Annotated in this window: 14 protein-coding genes; 10 read left to right on the forward strand and 4 right to left on the reverse strand. The window is 55.6% G+C overall.

Annotated features, from left to right (window positions below):
* The first annotated feature begins 61 nt into the window (after positions 1-61).
* From HDF12_RS05460 to HDF12_RS05480, 5 genes are all read left to right on the forward strand, one after another.
* Positions 62-1,039 (forward strand): tetratricopeptide repeat protein, encoded by a 978-nt coding sequence (locus tag HDF12_RS05460; RefSeq protein WP_373563848.1) that lies wholly within the window; start codon positions 62-64, stop codon positions 1,037-1,039.
* 226 nt (positions 1,040-1,265) lie between these two features.
* A complete protein-coding gene (locus HDF12_RS05465; protein ID WP_179581576.1) occupies positions 1,266-3,044 on the forward strand; it encodes a tetratricopeptide repeat protein in 1,779 nt (592 codons plus the stop codon).
* A gap of 356 nt (positions 3,045-3,400) precedes the next feature.
* Positions 3,401-5,083 (forward strand): CRTAC1 family protein, encoded by a 1,683-nt coding sequence (locus HDF12_RS05470; RefSeq protein WP_433963410.1) that lies wholly within the window; start codon positions 3,401-3,403, stop codon positions 5,081-5,083.
* A 70-nt stretch (positions 5,084-5,153) separates the two neighbouring features.
* Positions 5,154-5,735: a YceI family protein gene (locus tag HDF12_RS05475; RefSeq protein ID WP_179581577.1), complete on the forward strand. Its 582-nt coding sequence runs from the start codon at positions 5,154-5,156 to the stop codon at positions 5,733-5,735.
* Positions 5,736-5,921: 186 nt separating this feature from the next.
* The gene (locus HDF12_RS05480) at positions 5,922-6,692 is read left to right on the forward strand and encodes a hypothetical protein (protein ID WP_179581578.1); all 771 of its coding nucleotides are present in this window, start codon (positions 5,922-5,924) and stop codon (positions 6,690-6,692) included.
* Between the two features lie 57 nt (positions 6,693-6,749).
* Here the strand turns inward: HDF12_RS05480 and HDF12_RS05485 are convergent, their stop codons facing one another.
* From HDF12_RS05485 to HDF12_RS05500, 4 genes are all read right to left on the reverse strand, one after another.
* Positions 6,750-6,926, reverse strand: coding sequence for a hypothetical protein (locus tag HDF12_RS05485; RefSeq protein WP_179581579.1), 177 nt, complete (start codon positions 6,924-6,926; stop codon positions 6,750-6,752).
* Positions 6,927-6,968: 42 nt separating this feature from the next.
* The gene (locus tag HDF12_RS05490) at positions 6,969-7,511 is read right to left on the reverse strand and encodes a hypothetical protein (protein ID WP_179581580.1); all 543 of its coding nucleotides are present in this window, start codon (positions 7,509-7,511) and stop codon (positions 6,969-6,971) included.
* Positions 7,512-7,666: 155 nt separating this feature from the next.
* Positions 7,667-7,927: a GlsB/YeaQ/YmgE family stress response membrane protein gene (locus tag HDF12_RS05495; protein WP_179581581.1), complete on the reverse strand. Its 261-nt coding sequence runs from the start codon at positions 7,925-7,927 to the stop codon at positions 7,667-7,669.
* Positions 7,928-8,245: 318 nt separating this feature from the next.
* Positions 8,246-8,587 carry a hypothetical protein gene (locus HDF12_RS05500; RefSeq protein ID WP_179581582.1) on the reverse strand — a complete coding sequence of 114 codons (342 nt, stop codon included), beginning with the start codon at positions 8,585-8,587 and terminating at the stop codon, positions 8,246-8,248.
* 138 nt (positions 8,588-8,725) lie between these two features.
* On the opposite strand from HDF12_RS05500, the gene HDF12_RS05505 reads away from it, so the two are divergent.
* From HDF12_RS05505 to HDF12_RS05525, 5 genes are all read left to right on the forward strand, one after another.
* Positions 8,726-9,460, forward strand: a complete 735-nt coding sequence (locus tag HDF12_RS05505) for an MgtC/SapB family protein (RefSeq protein WP_218892305.1) — start codon at positions 8,726-8,728, stop codon at positions 9,458-9,460.
* 82 nt (positions 9,461-9,542) lie between these two features.
* A complete protein-coding gene (locus HDF12_RS05510) occupies positions 9,543-10,157 on the forward strand; it encodes a hypothetical protein (RefSeq protein WP_179581583.1) in 615 nt (204 codons plus the stop codon).
* The gene (locus tag HDF12_RS05515; RefSeq protein ID WP_179581584.1) at positions 10,147-10,536 is read left to right on the forward strand and encodes a winged helix-turn-helix domain-containing protein; all 390 of its coding nucleotides are present in this window, start codon (positions 10,147-10,149) and stop codon (positions 10,534-10,536) included. The genes HDF12_RS05510 and HDF12_RS05515 overlap by 11 nt, the downstream gene beginning before the upstream one ends.
* A gap of 126 nt (positions 10,537-10,662) precedes the next feature.
* Entirely contained in the window at positions 10,663-12,018 is a 1,356-nt protein-coding gene (creD, locus tag HDF12_RS05520; RefSeq protein WP_179581585.1) for a cell envelope integrity protein CreD, read from the forward strand.
* An 832-nt stretch (positions 12,019-12,850) separates the two neighbouring features.
* Positions 12,851-14,245: a sensor histidine kinase gene (locus HDF12_RS05525; protein ID WP_179581586.1), complete on the forward strand. Its 1,395-nt coding sequence runs from the start codon at positions 12,851-12,853 to the stop codon at positions 14,243-14,245.
* The last annotated feature ends 239 nt before the right edge of the window (positions 14,246-14,484 follow it).

Consider the following 14,484-nt stretch of genomic DNA (forward strand, 5'->3'; position numbering starts at 1 on the left):
CCTGCCATTTGGACTTGCACAGAGTCCGACACAAACTTTACCTGCAGCACCGGATCCACTGGTGTCCTCACCGGGCGCTGCCGCTGTTGAGGCTACACCAAGTCTGACGCAGCTGCGCGCGATGATCGATCGTGGGCTGGCAGTAGATGCTCTGAAGCAACTGGATGTGCTGGCTGCGCAACAGCCGGTGCCGACGGGCGTCAATCGGTTGCGCGGTCTTGCTCTGTACTCGACCAATGACTTTACGGATGCGGACGTTGCGTTCGCGAGTGCCTTGAAGCAGGATCCTCATGATGAAGAGTCGGCGCAGTTGCGAGGGCTGACGTTGTTTCGGATGGGGAGACCAGCGGCTGCGATCCCATTTCTTGAATCTGCTTCTAACTGGACGTCGCAGACCAGAGTGGACCCCAACTATGTGCTCGCTCTTTGTTACATCGATACCAACCAGTACGACAATGCACGCCGGGCGTTTGCGACGCAGTATGGTTTCGCAGCTGATTCGGCTCCGGCCTATCTTCTGGCTGCGCGAATGCTGCTGCGTCGGGACTATCTGATCGTGGCGCAGCAGTTCGCTACAAAGGCGCTGGAACTGGAGCCGCAGTTACCGCTTGCGCATTCCCTGCTTGGCGAAGTTGCGCTGGCTGGGGAGCACCTGGATACGGCGATTGCGGAGTTTGAGAAGGAACGGCTTCGTAATCCGCTCGATGGGAGCATCTATGACAGGCTGGGTGACGCTTATAGCCGAGCCGGGGACTATACGAAGGCGCAGCAATCGCTCCAGCGTGCGTTGCTGCTCGAACCGACCACGACGGGACCGTATATTTTGCTGGGGAAGGTTTTGCTGAAGCGGCAAGATCCGGCGAGCGCGGTGATGTACCTGGAACGGGCCGAAAAGATGGACTCTAGTAACTACATCACACACAGTCTGCTGGGACAGGCGTACCGGTCGCTAGGAAGGGCAGAGGACGCGAGTCGAGAGACCGAGGTCTCGCACAAGATACAGGCTGCGAACGAACCTAAGCTCGAGACACTTCATTGAAGTTGGAGCATTCTTGTCAAGAACAATGCCGAGGCGGGTTTCGACGCGGACGGGTCTTCGTCTCTCGCACGCGTTGGTCCTGATCCTCTGCATGGTGGGTAGGAGGCGAGTCTGGTCCATCAATACGGAGCCGCTCGGCGTTCGAAGATCATCCGATCAGGTAGTTCGGCATTGGCGAAGGACAGGGGAGTCTTCGAACAGATAAGATCGGGGTCGCTACAATCCCATGGATAAGCTTCCACAAGACGGGCTCTTTGTCGCGAAGGCGATGTTAATTGGCTGGATGGCTCTCTCGAAGGTTGCGTTCTCGCAGGAACCGTCGGCGGCGTTGAAGAAGGCAGATGCAGCGTATCGGGCAGGGCAGGCTGCCTTGGCTCAAAAGGATTTGAGTGCAGCACAGGCCGACTTCGAGCAGGTGGTCCAGTTGGCTCCGCAGGCTGAGCAGGGGCACAGCGCGCTCGGAGCAGTTTTAGTAAGTCGCGGACAGGTGAAGGAAGGTATTCACGAACTTGAAAGAGCGCTTGCGATAAAAAGCAGTGACAGCACCGCGCAGATGAATCTCGCGATGGCGTATGAGCAGATCGGTTCGCCAGAGAAGGCGATTCCGTTATTTTCCAGATGGGAGGTGGAGGCGCGCCTCGAGAAGCGCCCGCTGCCTTCGTATGTACTCGCCGGATATGCACGTTCTCTTGCAGCGAATCATCAGATCGGTCTTGCTGTCACAAAGATGAAAGCTGCGCTTACGACAGATTCACAGAACGCGGGGCTGCACGACGAGCTTGGTTCGCTGCATGCGCAGCAGAAGGATTGGGCGCATGCACGAGGGGAGTTTGCGAAGGCCATTCAACTGAATCCGAATTTAGCGGTTGCGCATCTGCATCTTGGCCTGGTGATGCAGGCCCAGGGTGACAAGGACGGGATGTCCGAGTTGATGCAGGCAGCGCAACTGGCTCCGCAGGATGCGATGATTGCTCTTGAGTTTGGCAAAGCGCTTGTGGCAGAGGGGAAGGACGAACAGGCGATTCCGGTCTTCCAACAGGCGCTGGAGTTGGAGCCAAACTCCATCGCAGCTTCGTATCAACTTGCTCTCGCTCTACAGCGATCGAACAGGGCACCAGAAGCGATTGTGCTGCTGAGAAAAGTAGTTGCCGCCGAGCCGAACAATGCCGAAGCCATGACTAATCTCGGGATGGCGCTTTGCCAGGCGCAAGAGGCTAAAGATGCTTTGCCGGTGCTGGAGCGCTCCGTTGCGCTTGCCCCGGAGAGTGTGACGGCGCATCAGAACCTTGCGGCGGCCTACGTTCAATTGAGCCAGTTTGGCGATGCGGTGGTGGAACTGCGTCGGGCGCTCAAACTGGAGCCTGACGCGCCTCAACTGCACTACAACCTGGGTCTTGCGTTCAAGCTGCAGGATGATGCGGTGGGCGCTATCCCGGAGTTAGAGACTGCGCAGAGGCTTGATCCGTCGGCGCCTGAGGCTCCTTATCTTCTGGGCGTGCTCTACATGCAAACCGGACGGTATGAGGATGCGGCGCGTGAGATGAATGTCTCGCTGAAACTTCGTCCTGAGAATGGAGACGGATGGGCGACGCTGGGTAGTGTCTACGACAAGTTGAACAAATTGCCCGAAGCTACGTCGGCTCTGCGGGAGGCCATCCGGCAACTTCCAGGTCAGCCTGATCCGCACCTGACGCTCGCGGCTGTGCTCGTCAAGCAAAATCAGCCGGGAGAGGCCTCAGCGGAACGCAGGAAAGCAGCTGAGCTTATGCGGAGCAACATGAACCGTCAGCGCGCGGAGGTTGCTACGAATGCGGGGAACTCTGCGCTGAGAAACAACGACGTGGCGAGCTCTATTACACAGTTTCAAGATGCATTGAGCTACGACGCGAATTACGCGGAGGCACATCTTGGTCTTGCGGCGGCACTGGACAGGCAGGGTAAGACCGCAGAGGCGGCGGCGGAGCGTCAGAAGGCTGAGGCAGTGAAGACATTGGGAAATCCCTAATCGCAAGCCAGGAAATCGGCACAGAGCAGATATCAATAGCGACGAACAGCTTGTGTACAGTGGATTGAAGTGTTCGCTATAATTCAGCGCACAGAGGAAGGGATGACTCACTGAGTCTCACCTTTCATGGGATCCGGGCAACCTTGAGAACAAAATTCACTGACTTGAATCGCCGTAAATTTATTCGATCTCTCAGTCGCACTGCTCTCGTGCTGCCGTTCGCAGATATTCTGGCACTGGCTTCGCCGTTGCAGCAGCAGGCTGCGCCCCCGCCCAAAGGCATTGGCCCGCAGGAACGCAGCTATGATGCGAAGGCCGCACCGCCTCCGCCTGGAGAGAAGTCTCCGATAGAGGATATGCCGCTGGGCGTGAGTTTTCTCGACGTTGCGAAGGAAGCCGGTCTTACAAGCAAAACTATCTATGGAGGGGAAGCAAAGAATAAGTATCTGCTGGAGACAACCGGTTGTGGATTGGCCTTTTATGACTACGACAATGACGGCTGGCTTGACCTGTTCCTCGTTAATGGGTGGCGACTGGAGGGTTTTCCGGCGGGGCAGGAGCCGCGATGCCATCTCTTCAAGAACAATCGAGATGGAACCTTCACTGACGTGACGGCTGGCTCCGGCCTGGAGCACAAGACAGGCTGGGGGCAAGCCTGCTGCGTGGGGGACTACAACAACGACGGCAACGATGATTTGTTTGTAACTTACTACGGTCAGAATGCGCTGTACCGCAATAACGGTAATGGAAAGTTTACGGACGTGACACAGCAGGTGGGCCTTATACAGCCTGGACCGAAGGTGCGTTGGAATACGGGATGCACGTTTGTCGATTACAACCGCGACGGGCACCTAGATCTGTTCGTGGCCAATTACGTCGATTTCGATCTGAAGACAGCGCCTTTGCCGGAAGATGGGCCTTGTACATATAAGGGCATCCTCGTAGCTTGCGGTCCGCCAGGATTGGCTGGCGGCAGGAATATTCTGTATCACAACAATGGCGATGGGACTTTCAGCGACGTGAGCGAGAAGTCCGGGATGTGGACGGCCGTGGGGACCTATGGGCTTAGTGTTGCCGCGTCGGATCTGGACAACGACGGGTGGCCGGATATCTATGTTGCGAATGATTCGGCGCCAGCCACGCTCTATTTAAATCAGAAGGACGGAACGTTTCGCGATATCGCGATCGAGGCGGGAGCGGCGCTTTCGGCCGAGGCTAAACCACAGGCGGGGATGGGCGTTTCGATCGGGGACTATAACCACAGCGGCAGCTTCGACATTGTGAAGACTAATTTTTCTGGCGATACTGATTCGCTTTACACCAACATGGGGGATGCGACGTTTGAAGACCATACTTATCCCAGCGGATTGGGCGAGAATACGCGGCTGCTTGGATGGGGCGTCGGCTTCTTTGATATGGATAACGATGGGTGGCTCGATATCCTGATGTCGAATGGCCATGTTTATCCGGAGGTGGACAAGTCAAAGGCCGATCTAAAGTACGCAGAACATAAATATCTATACCGCAATCTGCGTAATGGCCGATTCCAGGATGTTACGAATAAAGGTGGCCCTGGGATACTTGAGGATGCACCCGCTCGTGGATGTGCGTTTGGCGATTACGATAACGATGGTGATTTGGATATCGTTGTGAACTGTATTAACGCGGGGCCACAGCTTCTGCGCTGCGATTCGACACTAAATCGTAACTGGATCAAGATCAAATTAGTGGGAGTGAAGTCGAACCGTTCGGGAATTGGGAGCAGGGTGATTGTTACTGCCACAACGACACCTGATGCGACCAAGCCGTCGAGACAGCTTGATGAACTACGGAGCGGGGGGAGCTATTTTTCGCAAAACGATATGCGGATGCACTTCGGTCTGGATCAAGCCAAGAAGGTAGAGCTGGTGGAGATACGGTGGCTTAGCGGGCAAATAGATCAACTCAAGAATCTTGAGGTGAACCAGCTGTATGTTGTGCAGGAAGGTGGAAAGATCCTGAAGGCGGGCCCGCTGAAGGTGGCGACACGTAAGGGCTAGGGTTTGCGCTTTGCTTTTTACTTTGCTTTTTATTTGACATGGCAGCGGGGAAAGTTGACACTCAAGCTCCATGCGACTAGCCCTTCTCACTCTTTTGACGTTTGCCTTGCTGCCGCTGCCCACCCATGCGCAGGTTCCCGTTTTTAAGACAACGCCCGAGGACAGCAGTATCAAGTTTTACGTGAAGGCCTCGGTCGCTCTCGTGGGGGATTTCGACAAGTGGAAGGCGTCTCTGACCTTTTCGTCTCGAGATGTGACTACCGCTGTTCTGGATATCCAAATTCAAGCGGCTACGGTAAATACTGGAAGCGGGATGAAGGATAAGAAGCTGAAGAGTGCGGATTTTTTCGATGTTGAGCAGGCACCCTACATTACATTTCGTTCGACGAAGATTGTGCAGACTGGCCCTGAATCGTTCGACGTGCTGGGAGACTTCTCCATACGAGGTGTCTCGAAACCAGAGACGCTAAAGCTGACGGTTTCAGGCAAGGGGACGGGACGGGGCGTCATCAAAGGGATGATGGCATTTGATCGCAAAGAGTATGGGATGACGAGTGGGATTCCCTTTGTGAAGATCGCAGACCGGGTTGAAGTGGATGTTGATCTGAAGGTAGAACAGGTCAGCGGACCACGGTTGGTCTATAAAGAATAGCCGCTTGCATCGAGCCCTGCTCTGCTTACGGAGAGCCTGCTAGTCCAATGTGATTTTCTGTACTTGACCCTTAGCAGGGTGGCTATGCGGAACCTTGGCGAGGTGGAACTGTTCGCGGACGACGAATCGTGAATGAATGGATGTGGCCGAGTTGGGCGGCCATAGATAGTCGTGACGGAGATTGCGATGTTCAACATTCGTTCGATGTTTTCAGCGGCGCTGCTGGTGGAAGCGGTTTTGCTGGTTGCTTTGCCGGGGCACGGATTGCAACAGGGGCAGGGGAAAGACAGTATGGCTGGGATGGACATGAGCGGCGGCAAGATGGGCGACATGGCTGACATGAAGAGCATGGGGCCCAGCATGGCCGCCATGGCTGGCCACATGAGCATCACGCCGGTGTGGCCAAAGCAGCCTGGCGACGAGGTGAAGGCGCGGGAAGTGGTGGCCGAAGCGAAGGCGACGATGGAGCGGTACAAGGACTACCGGAAGGCTCTGGCGGATGGATACGTCATTGCTAATCCTAAGCTTGAGCAGCCGCAGTATCACTTTAACAATGAGGCCAACGCCCGGGCGTCCGATCTACACTTCGATCCGAGCAAGCCGACTTCGTTGCTTTACCGGCACACTGAGTACAAGCAGTACAGGCTGGAGGGGGTGATGTATACGGCGCGGCCGAACGCAACGGAGGAGGAGCTGAATGAGCGGATTCCGCTCAGTGTGGCGCGGTGGCATGAGCACACCAACTTCTGCGAGGCTCCAGCAGACCGTGTGAAAGACTATCAAGCTGCTCATCCAAAGTTCGGCATGTTTGGATCGATCCACACTAAAGATGCCTGCGAGGCTGAGGGCGGAATCTTCCATCCCTATATGTTCACCTGGATGATCCACGTCTTTCCGTATGAGGACGACTTCAAAGATGTCTTCTCGATGAATGACGACGTGGCTCATGTGCATTGATCGAGTCTGGAAACAATGATGAGACCAATGAGGATCGTTCTTCAGGCGTGGTGAATGCTATTCATTGGCGATCATCTCGCGAACGTCGGCCAAGTGCTGCTTGAGCTGGGAGATCTTGTGGGGCCAGGAGCCTTCGGGGTCGGGATAGGGCTCCCCAGCGGCGTATCTGCGTTCGGCCTCGGCGAGGCCCTGGGTGATGTGGGCCAGGCGGTCCTGTAGGGTGGGGCCATTCATGATGAGAAGCCTATCACTTTGACTGACTGAATATGGGAGGGTCTATCTGGAGAGGACCAGGGATTTGAGGTGGCTTCCGTCGTAGTAGAACTGGTTTGCGGGGCCCACTAGTTTTTCGTAGACGAACGATTCCCGCGAGATGGTCACTTTTTTGGAGCCGTATAGGTCCTGGTAGCCACCGGGGCGGAGTTTCCAGACGACCATTGGGGCTGGGATCTGGGTGGGAGGGACGACGGCTATGGTGATGGGGTTGTCCTTCTTGAGGTAGACGAGAGTGAGCTTTTCGAGCTGGTTGTTCTGCTCGCTTCCCTGTGTGGGGTCACGCTGGATGAGTGCCACGAGGTAGGAGGTCTTGCCTTTGGGGTAGAAGTTTCCGGAGGTTACTCCAGGGCATTCGCCGGGATGATTGCCCTTCCATCTTTGAGGGTCGGTGCCTGCGAGGTCCTGCGGCTGCAGGATGGTCCAGTTGTCCTGCTCGACCGCGGAACGGATGGATGCGGGGAGGTTGTTCAGGCAGTCCTCTGCATGAACGTGCGCAGCGAAGCAGATATTGATTGCGAGGAGGATGCCTTTCCATTGGCTCATGGTATTAGCTTCGTATGCCATGAGGGGTTTAGCGATACGACCTTTAGGGGAGTGAGACGATTGCGCGCGCTTCGAACGAATGCCCACATCTCCGGATTGAGAAGTGGGCACGCGGGTAGATGGGATGCTTGGAAGTATCCGTTCGAACAGTTGGCTTATAAGTTTCGAGCTCTGTTGCCCGTGACGAGGCGAAGGAGCAAGGTGAGAAGGACTGCGCCGACGATGGCGACGATGACAGTGTAGATAAGGCCGCCGGATCCTGAATAGCCGAGCTTCTGCATGATGAAGCCGCCTACGATGGCTCCGATGATGCCGATGACGATGTCGCCAATTGCGCCATAGCCGCTGCCCTTCATGAGCTTTCCGGTGAGGAAACCAGCGATGAGGCCAACAATGATCCACCAGATGATAAACATTTCGTACTCTCCTGAGAGTTGAGATAGGGGCCCGCGCAGCTGTTTTGGAGTGGCGTTCGGATCGATACCTGCAGCTCACATCCGGGGGTGCAATCTATCAGAGGGCATTTGCGTCCTCGCGAGTTGTTTGTATTCAGTATTTTGTGTCTAGATTCGGTTAAATTTCAGGGAAGGTTGTCAGTATAGGGGGCCAGGGAAACCGCTCGCCAGACGTAGCGCATGAGGGCGCTCTGGTCGAGGCGCTCGAAAAGTTACGATACGTCGTGGTAGACCTCCATAGATGCAGATCAGGATGGGCCGTTGAGATCTGGGTATTTTTTAAGGGGCTGGAGAGATTTCGGCGCGGACGATCTTGCAGTCTACTTTTTTGTTGTCTGGGGTTTTGATATTGGCTTTGTTTTTGTCGATCTCGTAGTGAATGGGCCCGCCTACGACGAAGTCGGTGGCATTCATGGAATGGCTGGGGTCGGTGCGGCAGGTGTAGGTCTTTCCCTGGGCGTCGAAGGAGAGGTCATAGCCTTGATGCTTATGCTCCTTGTCCTTGGTGCCGTAGGGTTGGGAGTCTTTGAGGGTGGAGTCTCCCTTGATTTTGTCAGCGAAGGATGGGAGTGTTGTGAGGGCGGCGATCGCGAGGATCGCAGTTGAAGCTGCTTTTCGCATGGTTCACCTCACGGCAATTGTAACCGTGGGGAAGCGCGCAGGCGGTTGGTATTTTTGCGAGATCGGCCACCAATCACTGTACGCGCTTCCGCCGGGGTGAATGTGCGACGCTATACGGGAGAGGCCAATAGGTAATCTATGATGAATCCCTGGCTCCATTGGTGGACGGATTCGACGTCAATCCTGGAACAGCCGACGTTTCCACGTCTAGTGGTGGCGTTAATTCTGGGCGCCTGCATTGGAGCGGAACGACAGTGGCGTCAGCGTGCGGCTGGTTTGCGGACCAATACGCTGGTCTGCTTTGGATCCGCGGCTTTCGTCGATCTGGGGTTGACGATCGCTCCGGGAACGACACAGGTGATCGCATATGTAGTTTCCGGCGTGGGCTTTTTGGGTGCGGGGGCGATCATGAAAGACGGCGGAAATGTGCGTGGATTGAATACTGCCGCCACGTTATGGTGTTCGGCCGCCGTAGGTGCATGTGCGGGTGCGGGTGAATTGCTCGATGCGGTATTTGTGGCGGCTCTGCTAATAGCAATTAATTCGGTGTTGCGTCCGCTCTCCCGCTATATCGATCAACGGTCTTTGTCGGTGTTGGAGACTCACACGTTTTATCGATTGAGGCTCTTCTGCGAGACGGAGCATCAGGGGGAGGCTCTGTATCAATTGACCCGCGAGATCGCTGCGCGCTCGCTGGTACTGCGAAAGACACTCTCGGAGAAGGTTGAAGATACGGAAAACTCAGTGATCCAGGTCATTCTCGAATCGCAGACGCATGACGCCACTCTTCTGGATGAAATTGTTGAAGAGCTGCGGACATTTCCTTGGACCCAATCGGTGGAATGGACCGAGACTGGTAGCGAGGCAGAGTAGATCCGAGTTTGCGCGGGAATGCCCCAGCAATTGACACGCACCTTGTCATCTGGTCTACTTTGCGATGTAAAGTGAAATCCCTATGAGTGATCTCCATAAGGCGCTTGGTGACATCAGCAACATACGCAGGCAGATGGCCCAAAGTACGCAGTTTCGGGGTTATGGGCCTGCAACGCTCGCAGCTACGGGAGTAATCGCACTTCTGGCGGCGTCAATGCAATCGGTGTTGCTGCCGGACCCGGCCAACCACGTCTCGGCATACGCGGGTATCTGGATCTCCACTGCTGTGCTATCAGCTGCATTGGCCGGAGTGCAGATGTATACCCGAACCCGCCGCATGTATTCTGGTCTATCCGATGAGATGATCTGTATGGCGGTCGAACAGTTCCTCCCTGCAGTTGGCGCGGGAGTACTGGTCACCATTGCTCTCGTACGCTTTGTCCCTACAGTCGTCTGGATGCTTCCCGGACTCTGGCAGGTGATCTTCAGCCTGGGCATCTTTTCGTCCTGTCGTTTTCTACCGCGCCCAATGATCGCCGCAGGGGCCTGGTACCTGCTCACGGGGCTGGTCTGCATTTCTTTCGGAGATAGCCGCGCACTTGCTCCGTGGACCATGGGTCTTGCCTATGGAGCGGGGCAGTTGCTGGTGGCCGGCATTCTGTTCGTTGCCACCCCGGAGGGTGCGGATGAAAACTAAAGCTCCATCGAGCGAAGGGCGCTTCGCCTATGAAGGCCTTGATCGAGTGATTCATGAGCGAGCCCGTCTCAGCGTTCTGACGTCTCTGATTACAAATCCCAAAGGCCTGATCTTCAATGATTTGAAGCAGCTTTGCTCGCTGACCGACGGCAATCTGAGTCGGCATCTGCGAGTTCTGGAGACAGAAGGGATGGTTGAGATTGTGAAAGGCCATGACCACAACCGTCCACAAACCATCTGCCGCATCACGCCTGAAGGCCGACAGCGTTATCTTGAATACCTTTCGACGCTCGAACGTGTAGTGAAGGACGCGGCGAAGGGAAGCAAACAAGAGGCTTCCCCCAACCAGTTGCGCGGTCTGACTCCTTCCAGGTCCTAAACCTTTTTTTCGGAGGTTACTTTACGATGCAAAGTATCCTAGCTACAACCTTTCACTTTGCATTGCAAAGTTGATTCACGAACATATTGACGTATTGAAGACACACGGATTTCCAAAGGAGATGAGATGAACCTCAAGTTGGCGTTGAAGCTGCTGGTCATTGGTGTGGTGACGGGTGCGATCTTGATTGCCTTGGCGATGGTGAATGGTACGATCACCGATCGACAGAAATACCGGGATGATGCGGTGAAGAGTATCGAGGCGAGCTATGCAGGGCCGCAGACGGTGATCGGGCCTGTACTGGTTAGGCCGTATACACAGACGACTGTGACGATGGAGGATGGTGAGAAGGGAGTCAAGAAGAGAGTGGAGCATGTCACTACGCTGACGGCAACGTCGTTTCCCCATGTGCTGGACGTACGCGGAAGGTTGACGCCGACGGAGCGACGGCATGGGCTGTATATGGTCACGGTATATGAGTTTGCAGGGCATCTGAAGGGGACGGTGGAGATCGCACAGCCGCAGACGACGGGAACCGTAGAGTGGGGTGAGCCATACCTCGCGATGTCCGTTGAGGACGTGCGCGGGATTGTGGGTACGCCGACGGTAGTGGTCAATGGGACGCCAGAGACGATGCTCCAAGGAGCTGAGTCAACAATGGGTTGGCAGCCGAATCTACGGGTGCCTCTGCGCGGCATGAAGGAGCTGAATGGGCATTTGGAGTTTGCGATCGACATAGATCTGGCAGGGACGGAACAGCTGAGCGTGGCACCGGTTGGCGATTCGAATCATGTGGAACTGAGTTCGACGTGGCGTTCTCCATTATTTGCCGGGCGCTTTCTGCCGCGGACACGAGAGGTGGGCGAAAACGGGTTTTCGGCGGCGTGGGATGTTTCTTCGTTGGCGACAGGAACGCAGGTTCAGATGGAGTCGAACCCGGTGAAGCCGATCGATCTGATGAATGTGAGTCTGTTGACGCCGATTGATCCGTACAAATTAAGCGATCGGGCGACGAAGTATGGAATTTTATTTGTGGTGCTAACGTTCGGCGGGTTTTTCCTGTTCGAGATGATGAAAGAGCTGCCGATTCACCCGGTGCAGTATCTGCTGGTTGGGTTTGGGCTAGCGATCTTCTTTTTGCTGCTGGTCAGCTTCTCGGAACATATGGCGTTTGCGTTGTCCTACCTGATTGCCAGCGCGGCTTGTATCGGGTTGCTGACGTTCTATCTGTCGTATGTCCTGCGAAGCGTGACGCGTGGGGTCGGCTTTGGAGCGATGCTGACGGCCCTTTATGCGGCAGTCTACGGACTGCTCATCAGCGAGGACAACGCGCTCATCCTGGGATCCCTGATGTTGTTCGCAGTGCTGGCCGTTGTGATGGTGGTGACGCGGAAGGTGGATTGGTACAAAGGTGGATCGGATTTGATGAAGGCCGCCGTGGCACCACCACCACCGCGTCCGACGCAAGGGTTGGGACTGTAGAGTCAAAAACGAATGGGCCTTAGCGGCAGGGGGAGTAATTCAGCTTGAGACCACGATATGAGCAGTCCAACGAGATACAGACAGACTTTTGGAAAGGAATTTTAGTCCCTGGCGTGAAACCATCTCCGAGCGATTCGATTCTGGCTGGTCCTTTTTATGGCAGGTCTGTTTCTCAGCGGAGTCACGGCCTTTCCGTTACAAACCGAACTCCGTTGGCTATTGTCTATTCTCGAGACCCCGCCCGTACGACGAATCGCTGAAGCCACTCATCTGCTCCCTTGGATCGCTCGCGTGCACCACGCTCTCTCTGAAACAAATACGCAGTATCCATTCCTTGCATATGGACGGACTGGTCACGTTCGTTGGCAGGGGCTTTCTCTCGTCGGTGGACTAGCGCACTGGTGTCTTGAGCATTTCTCAAGCCTAGTCAGCGTCCAGGCTTCCTCGCTGGTGATCTGGTTGCTAACCGTCATCCGCAAGGCGGATACGAGTCGATCAAGGTATGTGAGGACAGGGTTATCCAGATGATCGAAGTCACCAAATTGCTCTGTCTGACGAAGGCCGGCTTTAGAACCCGTGAACTCTGACCACTTGGCGATGAGATTCGCTCGCGCTTCGGCCATTTGAGCTGCTTCGAGAATGACAATCAGGTGTTCGAATAGGTGTAGGAAGTTTTCTCACTCGGCAACCTGGATCGTTTTTGACTTTCGATTCTCTCCAATCCGATCGTAAGATTTTCCTGAGACTGGACGAGCCGCCCACGAAAGGCGATTTTCTCTCTGATATGTTGTTAGGCAGCAGTTTTTTCCTCTTATAGGGAGATTGCACGCCCGTGATAGCACGTGATCTTATCGATCGGCTGGCGGAGCACAGAACTCTGAGCGCAGCGTCCCGGACCGAGCTGGAGTGGCTGGCAGCGCATGGGTCCATTCGAAATCTGAATACTGGAGACGCGTTAAGTATGAAGGGCCACCCGGTGGAGGGCCTTTACATCATTCTTTCCGGACGACTGGTTGTGTTTGTCGATCGTGGCGACGGGCCGAGCAAATTTATTGAGTGGCGTGAAGGAGATGTCACGGGTATGTTGCCGTATTCGCGGATGGTGACTCCGCCCGGAGATGTGCGTGCCCTGGAACCTGTGGAGGTTTTCGCGATACCCCGCGAGCATCTCAGGTCGATAACGCGAGAATGTTACGAAGTCACTGCGATTTTGGTGCATAGGATGCTTGATCGCGCCCGGCTTTTTACCTCAAGTGAGCTGCAAAACGAAAAGATGATCTCGCTGGGCAAACTCTCGGCGGGTTTGGCGCACGAACTCAATAATCCTGCCTCGGCGATCGAGCGTTGCGCGGCGATGCTTGAGGATCGTCTGAAAGACTCCGAAGAGGCCACGCGCGATCTGGCTGCGGAGACGCTGAACGATGAGCAGATTGCCGCTGTGGAGGCGGTTCGCAGGTCCTGCATCGCGAAACAGGGCCGTGAGGTGCGCTCTCCGCTGGAACAGTCTGATCACGAAGAGGCGATTGAAGAGTGGCTTGCCGGGCACGGACTGGACACGTCGAACGCACAGATGCTCGCCGATACCGAGGTGACATTTGAGGCGCTGGAGCTGCTGGCTGCTGGGGTGGAGCGACCGGCATTGAACGCGGTGTTGCGGTGGGCCGGTGCCGACTGTGCGGTGCGGCATCTGACTTCGAAGATTCAGCATTCGGCAACGCGCATCTCTAGCCTGGTGAATGCGGTGAAGGGATTTACCCACATGGACCAGGCGAACGTGGCGGACCCGGTGGATCTGGGGTCATGCCTGGCGAACACAGTGGCGGTACTTCAGTCGAAGGCGCATGAGAAGTCGGTGAATGTAACGCTGGAGTTGGAGGCCGAACTACCAAAGGTCCGTGGCTTCGCTGCTGAATTGAATCAAGTATGGGGAAATCTGATCGACAACGCCTTAGACGCCGCGGTCAATGGAGGCCACGTGCAGGTGCTTGCGAATCGAGAGAACCAAAGTGTTGTGGTGCGAATCCTCGATGACGGCGCCGGCGTTCCGGCCGAGATCCGCGACCGAATCTTCGATCCATTCTTCACCACCAAACCAATGGGACAAGGAATTGGCCTCGGGCTCGACATCGCCCGGCGCCTCGTGCGTCACAACGACGGCGCGATCACTTTCGAATCGCAACCGGGCCGGACGGAGTTTCGGGTCACGCTGCCGATCGCAGAAATCTAGCGGGAGTTGTACGATAACTGGACCTTCACGTCATTTTGGATGACGGGCGGATGGCCGGCAATTCGGAAGTTACGTGGACCTCGTCGCAGTCAAACCCCCGAACACCGACTGGCCGCGGGGCAGTGTCGCCCTTGATGAGAAGGGCTTTATCCCTTAGTTGGTAGATCGAAGCGGCGCAGACTCCCATGCGCATACCGCGAACGATGACGAAAGCTCGATCGTCATCGTTCGCCAATAGT

It is taken from the genome of Tunturiibacter gelidiferens (assembly GCF_013410115.1).
Classification (GTDB): domain Bacteria; phylum Acidobacteriota; class Terriglobia; order Terriglobales; family Acidobacteriaceae; genus Edaphobacter; species Edaphobacter gelidiferens.

Coding starts and splice junctions, on each gene's coding strand:
- HDF12_RS05465 (WP_179581576.1), top strand. CDS start 1,266: ATGGATAAGCTTCCACAAGACGGGCTCTTTGTCGCGAAGGCGATGTTA.
- HDF12_RS05470 (WP_433963410.1), top strand. CDS start 3,401: ATGCCGCTGGGCGTGAGTTTTCTCGACGTTGCGAAGGAAGCCGGTCTT.
- HDF12_RS05475 (WP_179581577.1), top strand. CDS start 5,154: ATGCGACTAGCCCTTCTCACTCTTTTGACGTTTGCCTTGCTGCCGCTG.
- HDF12_RS05480 (WP_179581578.1), top strand. CDS start 5,922: ATGTTCAACATTCGTTCGATGTTTTCAGCGGCGCTGCTGGTGGAAGCG.
- HDF12_RS05485 (WP_179581579.1), bottom strand. CDS start 6,926: ATGAATGGCCCCACCCTACAGGACCGCCTGGCCCACATCACCCAGGGC.
- HDF12_RS05490 (WP_179581580.1), bottom strand. CDS start 7,511: ATGAGCCAATGGAAAGGCATCCTCCTCGCAATCAATATCTGCTTCGCT.
- HDF12_RS05495 (WP_179581581.1), bottom strand. CDS start 7,927: ATGTTTATCATCTGGTGGATCATTGTTGGCCTCATCGCTGGTTTCCTC.
- HDF12_RS05500 (WP_179581582.1), bottom strand. CDS start 8,587: ATGCGAAAAGCAGCTTCAACTGCGATCCTCGCGATCGCCGCCCTCACA.
- HDF12_RS05505 (WP_218892305.1), top strand. CDS start 8,726: ATGATGAATCCCTGGCTCCATTGGTGGACGGATTCGACGTCAATCCTG.
- HDF12_RS05510 (WP_179581583.1), top strand. CDS start 9,543: ATGAGTGATCTCCATAAGGCGCTTGGTGACATCAGCAACATACGCAGG.
- HDF12_RS05515 (WP_179581584.1), top strand. CDS start 10,147: ATGAAAACTAAAGCTCCATCGAGCGAAGGGCGCTTCGCCTATGAAGGC.
- creD (WP_179581585.1), top strand. CDS start 10,663: ATGAACCTCAAGTTGGCGTTGAAGCTGCTGGTCATTGGTGTGGTGACG.